The following is a 16,766-nucleotide window of genomic DNA, read 5'->3' as shown; positions in this document are numbered from 1 at the left end:
CGGAGAACGACATGACACAGCACCACGACACCCATGAGCAGCCGCGCAACCCCGGCCGGCGCATCTTCCTGCGCGGCGCCGCCGCGACCGCCGCGGTGGCGTCCGGCGTCCTGGCCACCGGCGCGACGGCGGGCAGCGCCACCGCCGCGTCGGCCGCCGCTCCGGAGGCGGCAGCGGCGCCCGGCGGATTCCCGAACTACAAGTACCTGAAGACCCTCCTGACGCCCTCTCAGCTCAAGTACAACCCCACCGGCGAGATCATCTTCCCGTGCGTCCGGGGCGTCTACGACAAGCTGGCCAACCCGCTGGGCCGTTACTACCTCTACTACGGGCCGCACGACGCGCCCGGCGGTATCTGCCTGGCCTACGGCGACTCGCTGGAAGGGCCGTTCACCGAGTACACCGCGAACCCGATCGTCTCCAACAACTGGCAGCCGCACTACAGCGTCAGCCACGTCGCCTCGCCCCACGTCCTGTGGCGGGCGGACCTCAAGGAGCTGTGGCTCTACTTCCACGGCGAGAACGGCACGACGCGCCTCGCCCGGTCCAAGGACGGCATCACCTTCACGTACGACAAGGTGGTGCTCACCACCGCGATGCTGCCCGCAGGCAGCACCGAGACGTCGTACGCACGGGTCTTCGCGCACGAACTGCCCTCGCGCGGCGCGCACTACGTGATGCTTTTCATGCTCAACAACCAGTCCAACCACCGTGACATCGCCTGGGGTTGGTCGAGCGACGGCCGCAACTGGACCTTCGACCAGACGCCGCTCGTGCGCCATTCCGATGTCGGCGCGAACAACATCGGCGGCCCGCACCTGCTGAGCCGGAACGGCAGCACGTACGTCGTCTACAACACCAGCAAGGAGAACGGCGGCAATCTGCTGATCACCGAGGTCGGCAACGACTTCAGCCGCCGCGATCACCTCGGTCTGTTCTACGACTCGGCCAACAGCGCGCCCGACAACGGGCGCAGCGCCTCGCCGAGCTTCGGGACCGACAACGGGGTGCCGTACATGGTCTACGAGGCGGGCGAACGCCTCCAGGGCTCGATCGCGGTGGCTCGCGGCTGATCCGATCCGTCGCCGGACGGGGGCGCGTAAGACGCGGCCCCGTCCGGCGACCGGGAACAGGCCATCGCGGGGGTGGCCGCGTACGACAGGGTGTCGGGGGCTGTCGTACCGTCCGGGTAGACCGTGCCCACCGCTCGCAACAGGAGCCCCTTTGACCAGCTACCGTCAGCCCGGAGTCACCCTCACCGACCACCACTTCTCGGTCCCGCTCGACCACGCCGACCCCTCGGGGGAGCGCATCGAGCTGTACGGGCGCGAGGCCGTGGCCACCGCCAAGGCGGACGCCGACCTGCCGTGGCTCGTCTATCTGGAGGGCGGCCCCGGCTTCGGGGCACGCCGATTCATCGGCCGGCAGGCATGGCTCGGGCGCGCCCTGGAGGACTACCGGGTCCTGCATCTCGACCAGCGCGGCACCGGCCTGTCCACGCCCGCCAACCGCCAGACGCTCCCGGCGCGCGGTGACGCCCGCCAACAGGCCGACCATCTCGCCCACTTCAGGTCCGACAACATCGTGCGCGACTGCGAGGCCATCAGGCACCGGCTCACCGGCGGCGACCCGTGGACCGTCCTCGGGCAGAGCTTCGGCGGCTTCTGCGCCGTCCGCTATCTCTCCGCCGCGCCCGAGGGCCTGCGCGCCGTACTGATCACCGGCGGTCTGCCCACGCTCGACGGCGGGCCCGACGACGTCTACCGCGCCGCCTACCCGCGTATCGAACGCAAGGTCGCCGCGCACTACGCCCGCTATCCGCAGGACGTCGAACAGGCCCGCCGGATCGTCGGCCACATCGCCGAGCACCACCCGGTCCTGCCGAACGGCTACCTCCTGACGCCGGAGGCGTTCCAGTCCCTGGGCATCCTGCTCGGCGTCGGCGACGGCACCCACCATCTGCACCACCTGCTGGAGAACGCCTTCGTGCGCACCCCTGGCGGCCACGAACTGTCCGACACCTTCCAGGAGAGCGTCGCCGCCCAGCTCTCGTTCGCCGGGCACCCGCTGTACGCGCTCGTCCACGAGGCGATCTACGCCCAGGACGACCGGCCCACCGCCTGGTCGGCCGAGCGGGTACGCGCGGAGTTCCCCCAGTTCGACGCGGCGCGGACCCTGGCCGGCGACACCCCGCTCCTGTTCACCGGCGAGACCATCCACCCCTGGCACTTCACCGCCGACCCGGCGCTGCGCCCGCTGCGCGAGACCGCGGAACTGCTCGCCGCCCGCAAGGACTGGCCCGCGCTGTACGACCGCGACCGCCTGGCGGCCAACGAGGTCCCGGTCGCCGCCGCCGTCTACCACGACGACATGTACGTCGACACCGCCCACGCGCTCGAGACGGCACGCGCCGTCCGGGGACTGCGCACCTGGGTCACCGACGAGTACGAGCACGACGGCGTCCGGGCGTCGGGCCCACGCGTGGTCGACCGGCTGCTGGCACTGGTACGCGGCGAGATCTGACAACAAGCCGTGCGAAGGCGGGCGTCAGGTGTCTAACCTGCGGACATGACTGACTCGACGCAGCAGCTCGAACCCATGCCCGCCGACTGGCGGCGCGCCCTCGCCGTGGTCGCGCACCCCGACGACCTGGAGTACGGCTGCTCGGCCGCCGTCGCGGCCTGGACCGACGAGGGCCGTGAGGTCACCTATCTGCTCGCGACCCGGGGCGAGGCGGGGATCGACACGATCGACCCCGCCACCGCCGCCCCGCTGCGCGAGCGGGAGCAGCGGGCGAGCGCGGCCGTCGTCGGCGTGTCCGAGGTGGTCTTCCTGGATCACCAGGACGGTGTGATCGAGGAGGGGATCGCGCTGCGCCGTGACATCGCGGCGGCGATCCGCCGCTACCGCCCCGAGCTTGTCATCACCCTCAACCACCGCGACACCTGGGGCGGCAGGGCCTGGAACACTCCGGACCACCGAGCCGTCGGGCGCGCCACGCTCGACGCCGCCGGTGACGCGGGAAACCGGTGGATCTTCCCGGAGCTGGCGGAGCAGGGGCTCCAGCCGTGGGACGGGGTGCGCTGGGTGGCCGTCGCGGGGACCACCACTCCGACACACGCCGTCGACGCGACGGCCGGGCTGGAGCGCTCCGTACAGTCCCTGCTCGAACACCGCAGCTATATCGAGGTGCTGACGGACGAGGACCCCGAGGCGTACTGCCGCTCGTTCCTCACGGACCACGCGCAGCAGACGGCGGCACGCTTCGGCGGCCGGCCCGCTGTGCCCTTCGAGGTCTTCGGCCGCTGACCCGGTTTCCCGCGCGCTATCTTTTTTGTCTTGTTTTGACGGTTTCGTAGCATGGTGACCGCATTGCTCGCGTGGTGTGGTTACCGGATGGAGAGACGGGCTCGGCGGAGAAGGACCGGTGGCATGGACGAGGGGCATTCGCGCCTTCAGCAGTACCCCTGGCTGCCCCCGGTGCTGCTCGTCGGTTCCATCGGCCTCGAACTGGTGACTCCCAAGATCGTCAGCGGCGCCGCGCTCATCGCCGTCGCCGCCATGGCGGCGGCCATCAGCGGCACGTTCCGCTACACCCTGCTGATCGTGGCCGTCGGCCTCGGGCTCACCGGCATCTCCGCGGCCGAGGCTCACCACGGCTTCGCGTCGGCGGGTGTGCAGGTTCTGGAAATCGTGATCGCCTCGGCTCTCGCGCTGGCCGTCCGGCGCATGCTCGACAGCCAGAGTGCGAAGTTCTCCGTGGTCAGATCCACCGCCGAGGAGTTGCAGCGGGCCGTGCTGCCACCGCTGCCCAAGATCATCGGCCCGATGACCGTCGCCTGCCGCTACCAAGCGGCGGAGGCCGCCGCCCGGATCGGCGGTGACCTCTACGCCGTGGAGGAGACGCCCTTCGGCCTGCGGCTGCTCATCGCCGACGTGCGCGGCAAGGGTCTCGGCGCGGTCTCCGCCGTCTCCGTCATCGTGGGCGCGTTTCGCGAGCGCGCCGAGTCCGAGGCCGACCTGGTGGGGCTCGCGGAACGGCTCGACCGTGCCGTGGCGCGCTCCGCCGAGCAGTACGCCGACCCGTTCGGCATCGACGCCGCCGAGGCCTTCGCCACCGCACTCCTGGTCGAGATCGACCGGCGCGGTACCCCCGTACGGCTGCTGAGCTGCGGTCATCCCGCTCCGTATCTCGTACGGGACGGCGAAGTGCGGCTGCTGGACACCGGCGAGGCGACTCCGCCGCTGGGGATGCGGAACCTCGCGCCCGGCACCGGCGGGTCCCACTCGTACGACTTCCCCGCCGGCGCCACCCTGCTCTGCGTCACGGACGGGGTCACGGAGGCACGGAACGCGGCAGGGGCCTTCTACGACCCCACCAGCGAGCTGAAGCCGGTCCCGGACGGGGATCCGGAGCGGCTGATCGGGGCCCTGTTCTCGTCGGTCCGCCGGTGGACGAAGGGCCGGCGCAACGACGACATGGCGGTGGTCGCCGTGGCACGCGACGGCGCGGACGGGGCTGTTCCCAGAGGGCAAGCGACCGCTTAGTATGCGAACACGTGTGTACCCACCCTCATCTGTGGAGGCCCCCGAATGCAGGCATGGCGAGTGCACCGGAACGGCGAGCCGAGCGAGGTGATGCGACTGGACGAGGTGGACCGGCCGGTACCGGGTGACGGTCAACTCCTGCTGAAGGTCCTCGCGGCGGACATCAACTTCCCCGACGCCCTGCTCTGCCGGGGCCAGTACCAGGTCCGCCCACCGCTGCCCTTCACACCCGGCGTCGAGGTCTGCGGCGAGACGGGCGACGGGCGGCGCGTCATCGCCACCCCGGCGCTGCCGAACGGCGGACTCGCCGAGTACGTCGTCGCCGACGAGTCCGCGGTGCTCCCCGCGCCCGACGCGCTCGACGACGCCGAGGCGGCGGCCCTGCACATCGGCTACCAGACCGGCTGGTTCGCACTGCACCGCAGGGCGCGCCTCCAGTCGGGCGAGACGCTGCTCGTCCACGCCGCCGCCGGAGGCGTCGGCAGCGCGGCCGTCCAGCTCGGCAAGGCCGCCGGCGCCACCGTCATCGGCGTGGCCGGCGGGCCCGAGAAGGCGCGTGTGGCACGGGAGTTGGGCTGCGACCACGTCATCGACCGGCGCACCGAAGACATCGTGACCGCCGTGAAGGACCTCACCGGCGGGCACGGCGCGGATGTCGTCTACGACCCGGTCGGCGGCGACGCGTACACCAAGTCCACCAAGTGCGTGGCCTTCGAGGGCCGCATCCTCGTCATCGGCTTCGCGAGCGGCACCATCCCGGCGCCCGCACTCAACCACGCGCTGGTGAAGAACTACTCGATCGTCGGTCTGCACTGGGGTCTGTACAACCAGAAGGACCCCGCGGCGATCCTGCGCTGCCACCAGGAGCTGACGGAACTCGCCGCCAAGGGCGTCGTCAAGCCGCTCATCAGCGAACGACTGCCGATGGCGGACGCCGCGTCGGCCGTCCAGCGGGTCGCCGACGGAAGCACCACCGGCCGACTGGTCGTGATCCCCGCCCTGTCCCCGGCAGCGGGGGCGAGCGCCTGATGACCGGGACGGACGCGGCCGAACTGCGCCGCCTTACCGAGGACTTGCTCGCCGCGCACCCGCCGGCCGGCACGGAACCGACCGACTTCCTGAAGGCGCGCTTCGACGCCGGACTCGCCTGGGTGCACTTCCCGGCCGGTCTCGGCGGACTCGACGCCCCGCGCTCCCTCCAGTCGGTCGTCGACGCCGAACTCGCGGCGGCGGGCGCCCCCGACAACGACCCGCGCCGTATCGGCATCGGCCTGGGCATGGCCGCGCCCACGATCCTGGCGTACGGCACCGAGGAGCAGAAGCGCCGCTTCCTGCGGCCCCTGTGGGTCGGCGACGAAGTCTGGTGCCAGCTTTTCAGCGAGCCGGGCGCCGGGTCCGACCTCGCCGCGCTCGCGACCCGCGCCGTACTGGATGGGGACGTCGGCGGCGACTGGATCGTCAACGGGCAGAAGGTATGGACCTCCAGCGCGCATCTCGCGCGCTGGGCCATCCTCATAGCGCGCACCGACCCCACGCTCCCCAAGCACCAGGGCATCAGCTACTTCATCTGCGACATGACCGACCCCGGAGTCGATGTCCGGCCGCTGCGCCAGATAACCGGCGAGGCCGAGTTCAACGAGGTCTTCCTCACCGACGTCCGCATCCCCGACTCCCACCGGCTCGGCCCGGTCGGCGACGGCTGGAAGGTCGCGCGGACCACCCTCATGAACGAGCGCGTCTCGATCGGCGGCGCCCGTCTCCCGCGCGAGGGCGGCATGATCGGCCCGGTCTCCCGGACCTGGCGCGAACGCCCCGAACTGCGCACGCACGATCTGTACCAGCGTCTCCTCACGCTCTGGGTGGAGGCGGAAGTCGCGCGGTTGACCGGTGAACGCCTGCGCCAGCAGCTCGCCTTGGGCCGGCCGGGACCCGAAGGCTCGGGCCTGAAGCTGTCCTTCGCCCGGCTCAACCAGGAGATCAGCGGACTCGAGGTCGAACTACTCGGCGACGAGGGCCTGTTGTACGACGACTGGACGATGCGACGCCCCGAACTCGTCGACTTCACCGGCCGCGAGGCCGGATACCGCTATCTGCGCTCGAAGGGCAACTCCATCGAGGGCGGTACGAGCGAGGTACTGCTCAACATCGTCGCCGAACGCGTCCTCGGTCTGCCCGCCGAGCCGCGCGACGACAAGGACGTCGCATGGAAGGACCTCGCCCGATGAGCACCGGGGACGTGGACACCGGGGACGCTGCCACCAGAGACGTGGACACCGGGACCGACCTGCTGTACTCCGAGGTGGAGGTCGACCTGCGCGCCGCCGTACGGTCCCTGCTCACCGACCGCGGTGACCTCCCCGCCGCACTCGCCCGCGCCGAATCCGGCGCGCCCTACGACACCGCGCTCTGGACCTCGCTCGCCGCCGGGATCGGCGCGGCCGGGCTCCTCGTACCGGAAGCGCTCGGCGGCCAGGGCGCGAGTCACCGCGAAGCGGCCGTGGTGCTGGAGGAGTTGGGGCGGGCGGTCACGCCGGCGCCGTATCTGACCAGTTCCGTGATCGCGACGCAGACGCTGCTCGCCTTGAGCGCGGGCGGCGCGGGCGGCGAGACCGTCCCCGCCGTCGCGGAAGTGCTCCGCGCGCTGGCCGGAGGCCGTACGGTCGCCGTGCTCGCCCTCCCGCTCTCCACCGGCCCGGACGGCCCGCTCCCCACGGTCACCGCAGGCGCGGGCGGCGCGATCAGGGCCGTGGCCGACGCCACGATCGCCGACGTCCTGCTCGTCCTGGCCGACGACGGGCTGTACGCGGTCGAGACGGCGGCGCCCGGCGTCACCGTCCGGGCGCAGACCCCGCTCGACCTCACGCGTCCGCTCGCCACCGTCACCGTGGACGCCGCCGCCCTCGCCGCCGGAACGCGGCTCGCCGACGCGAGCCCCGGCCCCGGCCCCGGCGGAGCCGAGGCCGCCGTACGCCATGGACTGCTGGCCGGCGCGGGACTGCTCGCCTCCGAACAACTCGGGCTCGCCGAAAGGTGCTTGGAGGAGACCGTGCGGCACACCCGCGAACGGCACCAGTTCAACCGGTCCATCGGCTCGTTCCAGGCGCTCAAGCACCGGATGGCACACCTGTGGCTGGAAGTCGTGTCGGCCCGCGCCGCCGCCCGCAACGCCGCCGACGCGCTGGCCACCGGCAGCCGGGACGCACCACTCGCCGTGGCGGTCGCCCAGGCCTACTGCGGCAAGGTCGCCGTCCACGCCGCCGAGGAGTGTGTCCAGCTCCACGGCGGCGTCGGTATGACCTGGGAGCACCCCGCGCATCTGTATCTCAAGCGGGCCAAGTCCGATGAGATCGCGCTGGGTTCGACCGGATCGCATCGCGAAAGGGTCGCGTCCCTGACCGCCCTGCCCGCGCCCGGCCGTCGATCGCCGGCATAACACCTGGACAAGCCCCCCTTTACATACTGTTTAATTGCGAGTCGTTCGCAATAACGTTTGATCTTCAGTAGGGGTGTGGAATCCATGACCGCCCGTTCGATACGCGGCACGGCCGCGGCGGCGCTGGCCGGTTCGCTCGCCTTCACCGCCGTGGCCTGCTCGAACCCGGACAGCGGCTCCGGACCCGACGGCGGGGACCAGGAGTCCGCCGTCGTCGGGATCGCCTACGAGCCGGACAGCCTCAGCCCGCTGCTCGGCTACGGCAAGGACGGCAACTCCAAGCTGTTCGACGGACTGCTCGCGGTCGACGGCGACATGAACCTCAAGCCCGCCCTGGCCTCCGCCCTGCCCGAGGTCGGCGCGGACGGCACGACCTACACCTACCGACTGCGCGACGACGTGAAGTTCAGCGACGGCAAGTCCTTCACCGCGGCGGACGTCGTCTTCACCTACCGCACCATCCTCGACGCGAAGACCAACAACCCGTCCAAGACCGAGCTGGCGGCCATCAAGGACGTCACGGCCAAGGGCGAGGACACCGTCGTCTTCACCCTGAAATACCCCTACGCGCCCTTCGCCCAGCGCACCGTGCTCCCCATCGCGCCGGAGCATCTGGCGGGCAAGCAGGACGTCAACTCCGGCCCGTTCACCACCAAGCCGGTCGGCACGGGGCCGTATCTCCTCACCAACTGGTCCAAGGGCGAGAAGATCAGCTTCAAGGCCAATCCGGAGTACTGGGGCGGCGAGCCCAAGGTGAAGCAGTTCACCATGGCGATCATCAAGGACGACGACGTCCGCGCCACCCGGCTGCGCGCCGGAGAACTCGACGGCGCGATACTGCCGCCCAACCTCGCCGAGGGCTTCAAAAACGACAAGGGCAAGCGGACCTACGCCGCCACGTCGTACGACTACCGCACCGTCACCCTCCCGACCCACAACAAGGTCGCGGGCGACAACGCCGTACGCCGCGCGCTCGACGTCGCCGTCGACCGCGACACCATGGTCGACAAGATCCTCGACGGCGCGGGCAAGCCCGCCTACGGACCGGTCCCCACCGACAGCGAATGGTTCACCAAGGGCACCGAGCGCCCGCACGATCTCGCCGAGGCGAAGCGGATCCTGGACGAGGCGGGCTGGCAGGCCGGCGACGACGGCGTCCGTACGAAGGACGGCGTACGCGCGAGCTTCCCGCTCTGGTATCTGACCGGCGACAAGCTCCGCCAGGACCACGCACTCGCCTACGCCTCCGACGCCAAGAAGGCCGGCATCGACATCAAGACCCAGGCCGGCACCTGGGAGGTCATCGAGCCGCGCATGAAGACGGACGCGGTCCTGGCCGGCGGCGGCGCCCCCGGCGACCCGGACTTCGACCAGTTCAGCCTCCTGAACTCCGGCCTCGCGGGCGACGGCTTCAACAACATGGCCTGGTACGACAATCCGGCCGTGGACAAGGCCCTCGACACCGGTCGCGAGAGCGGTGACAAGCCTGCCCGCAAGGCCGCGTACGACACCGTCCAGCGCGAGCTGGCGAAGGACCCCGGCTACACCTTCCTCACCCACATCGACCACATCTACGTCGTGAACGACACCTGGGGCACGCTCACCACCCAGGTCGAACCGCACGACCACGGCCTCGCGTCCGGCCCGTGGTGGAACGTCGAGAAGTGGGCCCGTACGCCGTGAACCGACGCCTCCCGTGGGGGGCGATGGCCCGGATGACGGGGCGGCGGCTGCTGTTCGCCGCCCCCGTCCTGCTGGCCGTCACCTTCGGTGTCTTCGCCGTCGCCGCCGCCTCACCGTTCGACCCCGTCAAGGCGTACGCCGGCACCGCCGGTCTCACCGCCTCGCAGGAAACCCTCGACCAACTGCGCGCCAACCTCGGCGTCGACCAGCCCCTCGCCGCACGCTGGTGGCAGTGGCTGACCTCCGCCGTCACCGGAGATCTCGGCGACTCCAGCGTCATGCGCAGACCGGTCGCCGACGTGATCACCGAACGCCTCGGCTGGTCCGTGCTCCTGGCCACCACCGCCTTCCTCGTCGCGATCCTGCTCGGCACCGCGCTCGGTGTGGCCGCCGCCCGGCGCCCCGGCGGTTGGCTGGACCGCTGCGTCAGCTCGGCCGCGTACACCCTGGAGGCGGCGCCCGCGTTCTGGCTCGGGCTGCTCGCCATCTGGTTCTTCGCCCTGCGGCTCGGCGTCCTGCCGGCCGGCGGGCTCACCGACGCGGGGAGCGACACCGTCACCTTCGGCCAGGTCGCCTCGCATCTGGTGCTGCCCGCGGCCGTGCTCGGTGTCTCACAGATGCCGTGGTTCTACCTCTACGTACGGCAAGGGGTCGCCGACGCACTGGAGGAGGACCCCGTACGCGGGGCGCGCGCGCGCGGACTGAGCGAGCGCACCGTGCTGCTCGGCCACGCCTGGCGCTCCGGCATGCTGCCGATGCTCACGCTCATCGGCTCCCGCGTCCCCGAACTCATCACGGGCGCGCTCCTCATCGAGACCGTCTTCAGTTGGCCGGGTATCGCGGCGGCCACCGTCGAGGCCGCGACCTCCGTGGACTTCCCGCTGCTCGCGGCGCTCACCGTGCTGGCCACGGCCGCCGTGCTCATCGGCAATCTGCTCTCCGACCTGCTGTACGGACTCGCCGACCCGAGGGTGGGCTTCGATGGCTGACACCACGAAATCCCTGCCCGCACCGCTGTGGCGCTCACGCGGACGCAGCCGCCGCTCGACCCGTACCGTACGGGCGGTCACCTCGGCCGTCATCGTCGCCGCGGTGGCCCTCGCCGTCCTGGTCGTGCCGCCCGTCGTCCAGCTCGACGAACAGGCCGTCGACCTCGCGCTCAAACTCCAACCGCCGTCCCTAGCCCACCCGTTCGGCACCGACGACGTCGGCCGCGATCTGCTCCTGCGCTGTGTGTACGGGCTCCGCGTCTCCCTCCTCGTCGGACTGGTCGCCGCCCTCGTGGCCACCGTCATCGGCACGGCCGTGGGCGCCGCCGCCGCGGCCTTCGGCGGCTGGACCGACCGCGTCGTGATGCGCCTCGTCGACACCTTCTCGTCGGTGCCGCACCTGCTGCTCGGCATCTTCATCGTCGCGATGTTCCGCCCCGGCGTGTGGCCGGTGATCGTGTCCGTGGCCCTGACGCACTGGCTCTCCACCGCCCGGATCGTCCGCTCCGAGGTCCTGTCGCTGCGCTCGCGACCGTACGTGGACGCCGCCGTCTCCGGCGGCTCCTCGCGGTGGCGCGTCACGGTGCGCCATCTGCTGCCGGGGGTCCTGCCGCAGGCGGGGCTCGCCGCCGTACTGATGGTGCCCCACGCCATGTGGCACGAGTCGGCGCTCTCCTTCCTCGGCCTCGGTCTGCCCAGCCACCAGGCGAGCCTCGGCAATCTGGTGCAGACGGCGCGCGGTTCGCTGCTCGCGGGCGACTGGTGGCCGACGCTGTTCCCCGGGCTGTTCCTGATCGTCCCGACCCTCGCCATCGCCGGGCTCGCCGGGGTGTGGCGGGAACGGATCAATCCACGCCGCCGATCGGAGCTGATGTTGTGACCACACCTGAGCCCCGTACCCCGGCCGAGTCCCCCCTGCTGTCGGTACGCGGCCTCGGCGTCCGGTTCCGGATGCGCGGCGGCCGGCACATCGCGGCCGTCACCGACGCCACCTTCGACCTCGCCGCCGGGGAGTGTCTGGCGCTCGTCGGCGAGAGCGGCTGCGGCAAGTCCGTCCTCGCCTCCGCGCTGCTCGGACTGCTGCCGGGCAACGCGCAGACCACCGGATCCGCCCTGCTGGGCGGCAGCGCCGACCCCGTGGACCTGCTCGCCGCCGACGAACGGACCATGGCCCGTACGGTACGCGGCCGGCGCATCGGCCTCGTACCGCAGAGCCCGGCCGCACACCTCACCCCCGTACGCACGGTACGCTCCCAACTCAGGGAGGTCCTGCGTGAGTTGACGGGCCTGCGTGGGTCGGCGCTCACCAAGGCCGCCGGGGCCGCGGCCGAGCGGGCGGCCTTCCCCGCCGACCATCTCGACCGCTATCCGCACGAACTCTCCGGCGGCCTCGCACAGCGCGCCGCGACCGCCCTCGCGCTCGTCGGGGACGCCCCGCTGCTGCTGGCCGACGAGCCGACCACCGGACTGGACCGCGAGCTGGTGGACCGTACGGCCGACGAACTGCGACGCCACACCGACGACGGCCGCGCCCTGCTGATGATCACCCACGATCTGGCGGCGGCCGAGCGGATCGCCGACCGCGTCGCCGTCATGTACGCCGGCCGGATCGTCGAACTCAGCCCCGCGGCACGCTTTTTCGGCGGTGACGGCCCCCGCCACCCCTACGCGCGCGGTCTGCTCGACGCGCTGCCCGAGCGGGCGTTCACCGCCATCCCCGGCATGCCGCCCGAACTGGGCGACCTCCCCGACGGCTGCGCCTTCGCCGCCCGCTGCACCCGGGCCACCGACATCTGCGCGACCCTGCCCGCCCTGGCACCCGGTCACGGTTCGTCCGTCGCCTGCCACCACGCCGAGGAGCGCGTCGATGCTTGAACTCCTCGGTATCACCGCCGGATACGAGCGCGGCACCCCCGTGTTCACGGGCGCGTCCGTCACCGTCGCCCCCGGAGAGTCGGTCGGGCTCCTGGGACCCAGCGGCTGCGGCAAGTCCACCCTCGCCCGGGTCGCCGCCCTGCTCCACCGGCCCGACGCGGGCACGGTCACCCTCGACGGCGAACGCGTCACCAACTGGCGCCACCGCGCGCCGAAGGCACAGCGCACCGCGATCGGGGTGGTCTTCCAGCAGCCCCGGCTGTCGGCCGACCCCCGGCTCCGGCTGCGCGATCTGATCGCCGAACCCCTGCGCGCCAACGGCCGCCGGGACGAAGTGGCCGACCGGGTGGCGGAGTTGGCGACAACGGTCGGGCTCAGCGACGATCTGCTCGGCCGCAGACCGCACGAGGTCAGCGACGGCCAGCTCCAACGCGCCTGTCTGGCACGCGCGCTGGTGCTGCGCCCGCGCTGGCTGGTCTGCGACGAGATGACCGCGATGCTCGACGCGTCGACCACGGCCGCGCTGGTCACGGTGGTCGAGGAGTACCGGCGCGCCCAGGGCGCCGGGCTGCTGGCGGTCGGCCACGACCGGGTGCTGCTGGAGCGCTGGTGCGACCGTACGGTCCGCTGGCCGGAGATCGCCGACGCCGCCTGAATCTGTCTGAATCGCAGTTGTCGGGTGGTCGAACTCTCGGTAGGACCCTGCCCCTTGGGGCCGGTGGCGGCGGATACTCGGCGAGTCGTCCGTCCCACCCACCTCGGAGGCATCATGGCCCTCACCACCCGACGCAGAGCGGTGACCACCATCGCCGCCGCGTTCGCCGGAGCAGTCGCCGTCCCGGCGTACGCGCAGGCGACGGAGCGCGGCGGCGGCCCCGAGCCGCTGCGCCGTGCCCACGCGCACAACGACTATCTGCACGAGCGGCCCCTCCACGACGCGCTTTCGCACCGCTTCACCAGCGTGGAGGCCGATATCTTCCTGGTCGACGGCGAGTTGCTGGTCGCCCACGAGCCCGCGACGCTCGACCCCACGCGTACGCTCCGCTCGCTCTATCTCGACCCGCTGCGCGCCCGCGTCAGGGCCAACGGCGGCGCGGTGTACCGGGGCCACCACCGGCCGGTGCAACTGCTCATCGACATCAAGACGGACGGCGCCGCCGCCTATCTGGAGCTGCACCGCCAACTGCGCTCCTACCGCTCGATGTTGAGTACCTACACCAACGGCGACGTACTGTACGGGGCCGTCACCCCGGTCATCTCCGGCGACCGCGCCGCCCGCGTCCCGATGGAGGCGCAGCGGGTGCGCCACGCCTTCTACGACGGCCGGCTCGAAGACCTGGGCAGCGCGGCGCGCGCCTCGTTCGTCCCGCTCATCAGCAGCAACTGGACAACGAGCTTCACCTGGCTGGGAGTCGGCGCGTTTCCCGCCGCCGAGCGCACCGAGCTGAAGCGCATCGTCAGCACCGCCCACCGGCGGGGCCAGCGGGTCCGGTTCTGGGCGACCCCCGATCTGGCCGGTCCCGCGCGCGACGCCGTCTGGACCGAGCTGCTGGACGCGGGTGTCGACCACATCAACACCGACGACCTCGCCGGGCTGGAGCGCTTCCTCGTCGAGAACGGCCGGTAGTCAACCCGTACGGCCTACACGCCAGTTGCCCGAACAGCTCCTCCGCTCCGCCAGACTGACGGCTGAATGCCGCAATTCCGGCGCGGCGGAGGAGGTTGGCGATGGCCATTTCGATCTCACTGGTCCTGCTACTGGTGCTTCTGACCGTGATCTTCGTGCGCAACGGCGGACTCAAGCTGGGGCACGCGATCGTCTGCATGCTGCTCGGGTTCTTCCTCGCGGGCACGAGCATGGCGCCGACGATCCAGGACGGGATCAACTCCACGGCGAATGTGGTGAGCAGCCTCCAGCCGTAGGCCGTAGGCCGTACGTCATCCGCCATCCGCCATCCGTCGGCCGCCCTCCGCCCGAGGGCGAGGCCGGCCGGTGACTCAGGTGATCAGCCGGGAGCGGATCAGGAACCGCACCCCCTCCGGCGCCTCCAGCGAGAAGCCGCTGCCGCGCCCCTCCACGACATCCACGATCAGCCGGGTGTGCCGCCACGCCTCGTACTGGCTCACCGACATCCAGAACGGCACCGGCTCCACGACGCCCTCGACCTCCAGGGACTGGAGCAAAACGTCCGAGTTCCCCGTACGGAACTCGCCGTCCGGGTAGCACATCGGCGCGCTGCCGTCGCAGCAGCCGCCCGACTGGTGGAACATCAGCGGCCCGTGGTCCGCCCGCAGCCGCCGGATCAGATCGGCCGCGGCGGGCGTCACCTCCACGCGCGCGGTCTCCGCTTCGCTCATCGTCCGCCCCGTTCTCGGGTACCCCGTTCTCGTTCTCGCCAGTCAACCGCACCCGACGTTGCATGCAGGTTGCGCGCGGCGTGACCTCACGTTCCACGGCTCCCGCGCGTCTACGTACTGAAGGCTAAGGCGGTACGAGGAGGAGGCCGGGACCATGGACATCTACACGGACAGGGATACGAGTGCGGGTGCGGGTGCGGGCACTCGTCACGCCGTGGTCGAGACATCGCTCGGCGGGCTGACCGTGGTGGCGTCGGGCGACGCGATCACCGGTCTGTACTTCCCGCACCACTGGTACATGCCGCCCGGGGCGAGCCTGGGCAGACGCGTCGACGTCCACGAGGACACCCTGATCACCCGGGCCGCGACCCAGCTCGGCGAATACCTCGCCGGCGACCGGACCGCGTTCGACCTGCCGACACGGACGAACGGGGACGCGTTCCAGGAGCGGGTCTGGGCGATGCTCCGGGAGATCCCGTTCGGCGAGACCACCACGTACGGCGAACTCGCCGAACGGCTCGGGAACAAGGCACTCGCGCAGTCGGTGGGCCAGGCGGTCGGCCACAACCCGATCTCCGTCATCGTGGCCTGCCACCGGGTGGTCGGCAGCAACGGGAAGCTCACCGGCTTCGCCGGCGGACTGGGGCGCAAGCAGCGGCTGCTGGAGATCGAGGAGCCGCAGGCCGTGAAGGAAACCAGGCTGTTCTGAACGCGGCTACAGAATGATGGACATGAAGAAGCCTTTCGAGCGGGTGGTCGAGGAACACGCGGACACCGTGCTCCGCGTGTGCCGGGCGGTGGTCGGCGTCCACGACGCCGACGACGCCTGGTCGGAGACGTTCCTCGCGGCGATGCGCGCCTACCCGGATCTGCCGGACGACGCCAATGTGGAGGCGTGGCTGGTGACCATCGCGCACCGCAAGGCCATCGACGTCACGCGCGCCGGCCAGCGGCGCGCGGTCCCCGTCGCGGAGCTGCCCGAGCGGCCTTCGGCCGTCGGACTGCCCGGCGAAACCGACCACGACCTGTGGCGGGCGGTCGGGGCGCTGCCCGAGAAGCAGCGGCAGGCGGTGGCGTACCACCACTTCGCCGGACTGCCCAACCGGGAGGTCGCGGAGATCGTCGGCGGCACCCCGGAGGCGGCGCGGCGCGCCGCGTCGGACGGTATCAAGTCACTCAGAACCACCCTCTCGGAGCTGAAAGGAGCGACACCGTGAAGGACATCACCGCCGGCCCGGACCTCGACACCCTCCTCGCCCGTGCGTCCACGGACCCCGAAACCCTCGCCCAACTGCACACCGGACTGGAGGACGCGGCGAGCCGCGAGGGCCTGCTGGATATCGCGTACACAGTCGTGGACAGCCCCGTCGGCCGGCTCTTGCTCGCCTCCACCGAGAAGGGCCTCGTCCGCGTGGCCTTCGCCAACCAGGACCACGACAAGGTTCTCGACTCCCTCGCCGCCGCACTGAGCCCCCGGGTGTTGCGCGCCCCCAAGCGTCTGGACGGTGTGGCCCGCGAACTCGACCAGTACTTCGCCGGCGCGCGCAGGACGTTCGACCTGCCCCTCGACATGTCGCTCTCGCACGGATTTAGGCAGTTGGTGCAGCGTCACCTCCCGGAGATCGGCTACGGGAGCACGCTGAGCTACGCCGAGGTCGCCCGCCTCGTCGGCAACCCGAAGGCGGTCCGCGCGGTCGGCACGGCCTGCGCGACCAACCCGCTCCCCGTCGTCGTCCCCTGCCACCGTGTGCTGCGCAGCGACGGAACGCTCGGTGGATACGCGGGCGGCGCCGCCGCCAAGTCCGTACTGCTGGATTTGGAGGCCGCGGCCTGAGCCGTGAATGGCGTCTTTCGGACTGACGCGTCACTCCGCCGCGGCA

Annotated in this window: 18 protein-coding genes; 17 read left to right on the top strand and 1 reads right to left on the bottom strand. The window is 71.4% G+C overall.

Annotated features, from left to right (window positions below; translation table 11 throughout):
• The first annotated feature begins 11 nt into the window (after positions 1–11).
• From OG329_RS01905 to OG329_RS01840, 14 genes are all read left to right on the top strand, one after another.
• On the top strand, positions 12–1,073 hold the full coding sequence (locus tag OG329_RS01905) for a hypothetical protein (protein WP_405792142.1): 1,062 nt from the start codon (positions 12–14) through the stop codon (positions 1,071–1,073).
• A 151-nt stretch (positions 1,074–1,224) separates the two neighbouring features.
• Positions 1,225–2,523: an alpha/beta fold hydrolase gene (locus tag OG329_RS01900; RefSeq protein ID WP_405792140.1), complete on the top strand. Its 1,299-nt coding sequence runs from the start codon at positions 1,225–1,227 to the stop codon at positions 2,521–2,523.
• Between the two features lie 45 nt (positions 2,524–2,568).
• Positions 2,569–3,309, top strand: coding sequence for a PIG-L deacetylase family protein (locus tag OG329_RS01895; RefSeq protein ID WP_405792138.1), 741 nt, complete (start codon positions 2,569–2,571; stop codon positions 3,307–3,309).
• Positions 3,310–3,432: 123 nt separating this feature from the next.
• Entirely contained in the window at positions 3,433–4,548 is a 1,116-nt protein-coding gene (locus OG329_RS01890; protein WP_405792136.1) for a PP2C family protein-serine/threonine phosphatase, read from the top strand.
• Positions 4,549–4,593: 45 nt separating this feature from the next.
• The gene (locus OG329_RS01885; RefSeq protein ID WP_405792134.1) at positions 4,594–5,577 is read left to right on the top strand and encodes an NADPH:quinone oxidoreductase family protein; all 984 of its coding nucleotides are present in this window, start codon (positions 4,594–4,596) and stop codon (positions 5,575–5,577) included.
• The gene (locus OG329_RS01880; protein WP_405792132.1) at positions 5,577–6,773 is read left to right on the top strand and encodes an acyl-CoA dehydrogenase family protein; all 1,197 of its coding nucleotides are present in this window, start codon (positions 5,577–5,579) and stop codon (positions 6,771–6,773) included. The genes OG329_RS01885 and OG329_RS01880 overlap by 1 nt, the downstream gene beginning before the upstream one ends.
• Entirely contained in the window at positions 6,770–7,981 is a 1,212-nt protein-coding gene (locus OG329_RS01875) for an acyl-CoA dehydrogenase family protein (RefSeq protein WP_405792130.1), read from the top strand. The genes OG329_RS01880 and OG329_RS01875 overlap by 4 nt, the downstream gene beginning before the upstream one ends.
• Positions 7,982–8,065: 84 nt before the next feature.
• Positions 8,066–9,664 (top strand): ABC transporter substrate-binding protein, encoded by a 1,599-nt coding sequence (locus OG329_RS01870; RefSeq protein ID WP_405801610.1) that lies wholly within the window; start codon positions 8,066–8,068, stop codon positions 9,662–9,664.
• A gap of 23 nt (positions 9,665–9,687) precedes the next feature.
• Positions 9,688–10,653: an ABC transporter permease gene (locus OG329_RS01865; protein WP_405801609.1), complete on the top strand. Its 966-nt coding sequence runs from the start codon at positions 9,688–9,690 to the stop codon at positions 10,651–10,653.
• Positions 10,646–11,533 carry an ABC transporter permease gene (locus OG329_RS01860; protein ID WP_405792128.1) on the top strand — a complete coding sequence of 296 codons (888 nt, stop codon included), beginning with the start codon at positions 10,646–10,648 and terminating at the stop codon, positions 11,531–11,533. Before OG329_RS01865 ends, OG329_RS01860 begins: the two co-directional genes overlap by 8 nt.
• Positions 11,530–12,528 carry an ABC transporter ATP-binding protein gene (locus tag OG329_RS01855; RefSeq protein WP_405792126.1) on the top strand — a complete coding sequence of 333 codons (999 nt, stop codon included), beginning with the start codon at positions 11,530–11,532 and terminating at the stop codon, positions 12,526–12,528. Before OG329_RS01860 ends, OG329_RS01855 begins: the two co-directional genes overlap by 4 nt.
• Positions 12,521–13,183: an ABC transporter ATP-binding protein gene (locus OG329_RS01850; protein ID WP_405792125.1), complete on the top strand. Its 663-nt coding sequence runs from the start codon at positions 12,521–12,523 to the stop codon at positions 13,181–13,183. The genes OG329_RS01855 and OG329_RS01850 overlap by 8 nt, the downstream gene beginning before the upstream one ends.
• 114 nt (positions 13,184–13,297) lie before the next feature.
• Complete coding sequence (locus tag OG329_RS01845; RefSeq protein ID WP_405792123.1) at positions 13,298–14,155, top strand: phosphatidylinositol-specific phospholipase C/glycerophosphodiester phosphodiesterase family protein; 858 nt, start codon at positions 13,298–13,300, stop codon at positions 14,153–14,155.
• Positions 14,156–14,256: 101 nt separating this feature from the next.
• On the top strand, positions 14,257–14,451 hold the full coding sequence (locus tag OG329_RS01840) for a hypothetical protein (RefSeq protein WP_405792121.1): 195 nt from the start codon (positions 14,257–14,259) through the stop codon (positions 14,449–14,451).
• Positions 14,452–14,526: 75 nt separating this feature from the next.
• Here the strand turns inward: OG329_RS01840 and OG329_RS01835 are convergent, their stop codons facing one another.
• The gene (locus OG329_RS01835; protein ID WP_405792119.1) at positions 14,527–14,886 is read right to left on the bottom strand and encodes a DUF779 domain-containing protein; all 360 of its coding nucleotides are present in this window, start codon (positions 14,884–14,886) and stop codon (positions 14,527–14,529) included.
• Positions 14,887–15,040: 154 nt separating this feature from the next.
• On the opposite strand from OG329_RS01835, the gene OG329_RS01830 reads away from it, so the two are divergent.
• Genes OG329_RS01830 through OG329_RS01820 form a run of 3 tightly spaced genes read left to right on the top strand, consistent with a single transcriptional unit; the run spans position 15,041 to position 16,720 of the window.
• Positions 15,041–15,595, top strand: a complete 555-nt coding sequence (locus OG329_RS01830; protein ID WP_405792117.1) for a methylated-DNA--[protein]-cysteine S-methyltransferase — start codon at positions 15,041–15,043, stop codon at positions 15,593–15,595.
• Between the two features lie 22 nt (positions 15,596–15,617).
• Complete coding sequence (locus OG329_RS01825; RefSeq protein ID WP_405792115.1) at positions 15,618–16,103, top strand: RNA polymerase sigma factor; 486 nt, start codon at positions 15,618–15,620, stop codon at positions 16,101–16,103.
• A complete protein-coding gene (locus OG329_RS01820) occupies positions 16,100–16,720 on the top strand; it encodes a methylated-DNA--[protein]-cysteine S-methyltransferase (protein WP_405792113.1) in 621 nt (206 codons plus the stop codon). The genes OG329_RS01825 and OG329_RS01820 overlap by 4 nt, the downstream gene beginning before the upstream one ends.
• The last annotated feature ends 46 nt before the right edge of the window (positions 16,721–16,766 follow it).

The organism is Streptomyces sp. NBC_01506 (assembly GCF_045040295.1).
Classification (GTDB): domain Bacteria; phylum Actinomycetota; class Actinomycetes; order Streptomycetales; family Streptomycetaceae; genus Streptomyces.
Note: the sequence above shows the minus strand (reverse complement) of the source record. Positions and strands in the feature narration are given on the sequence as shown.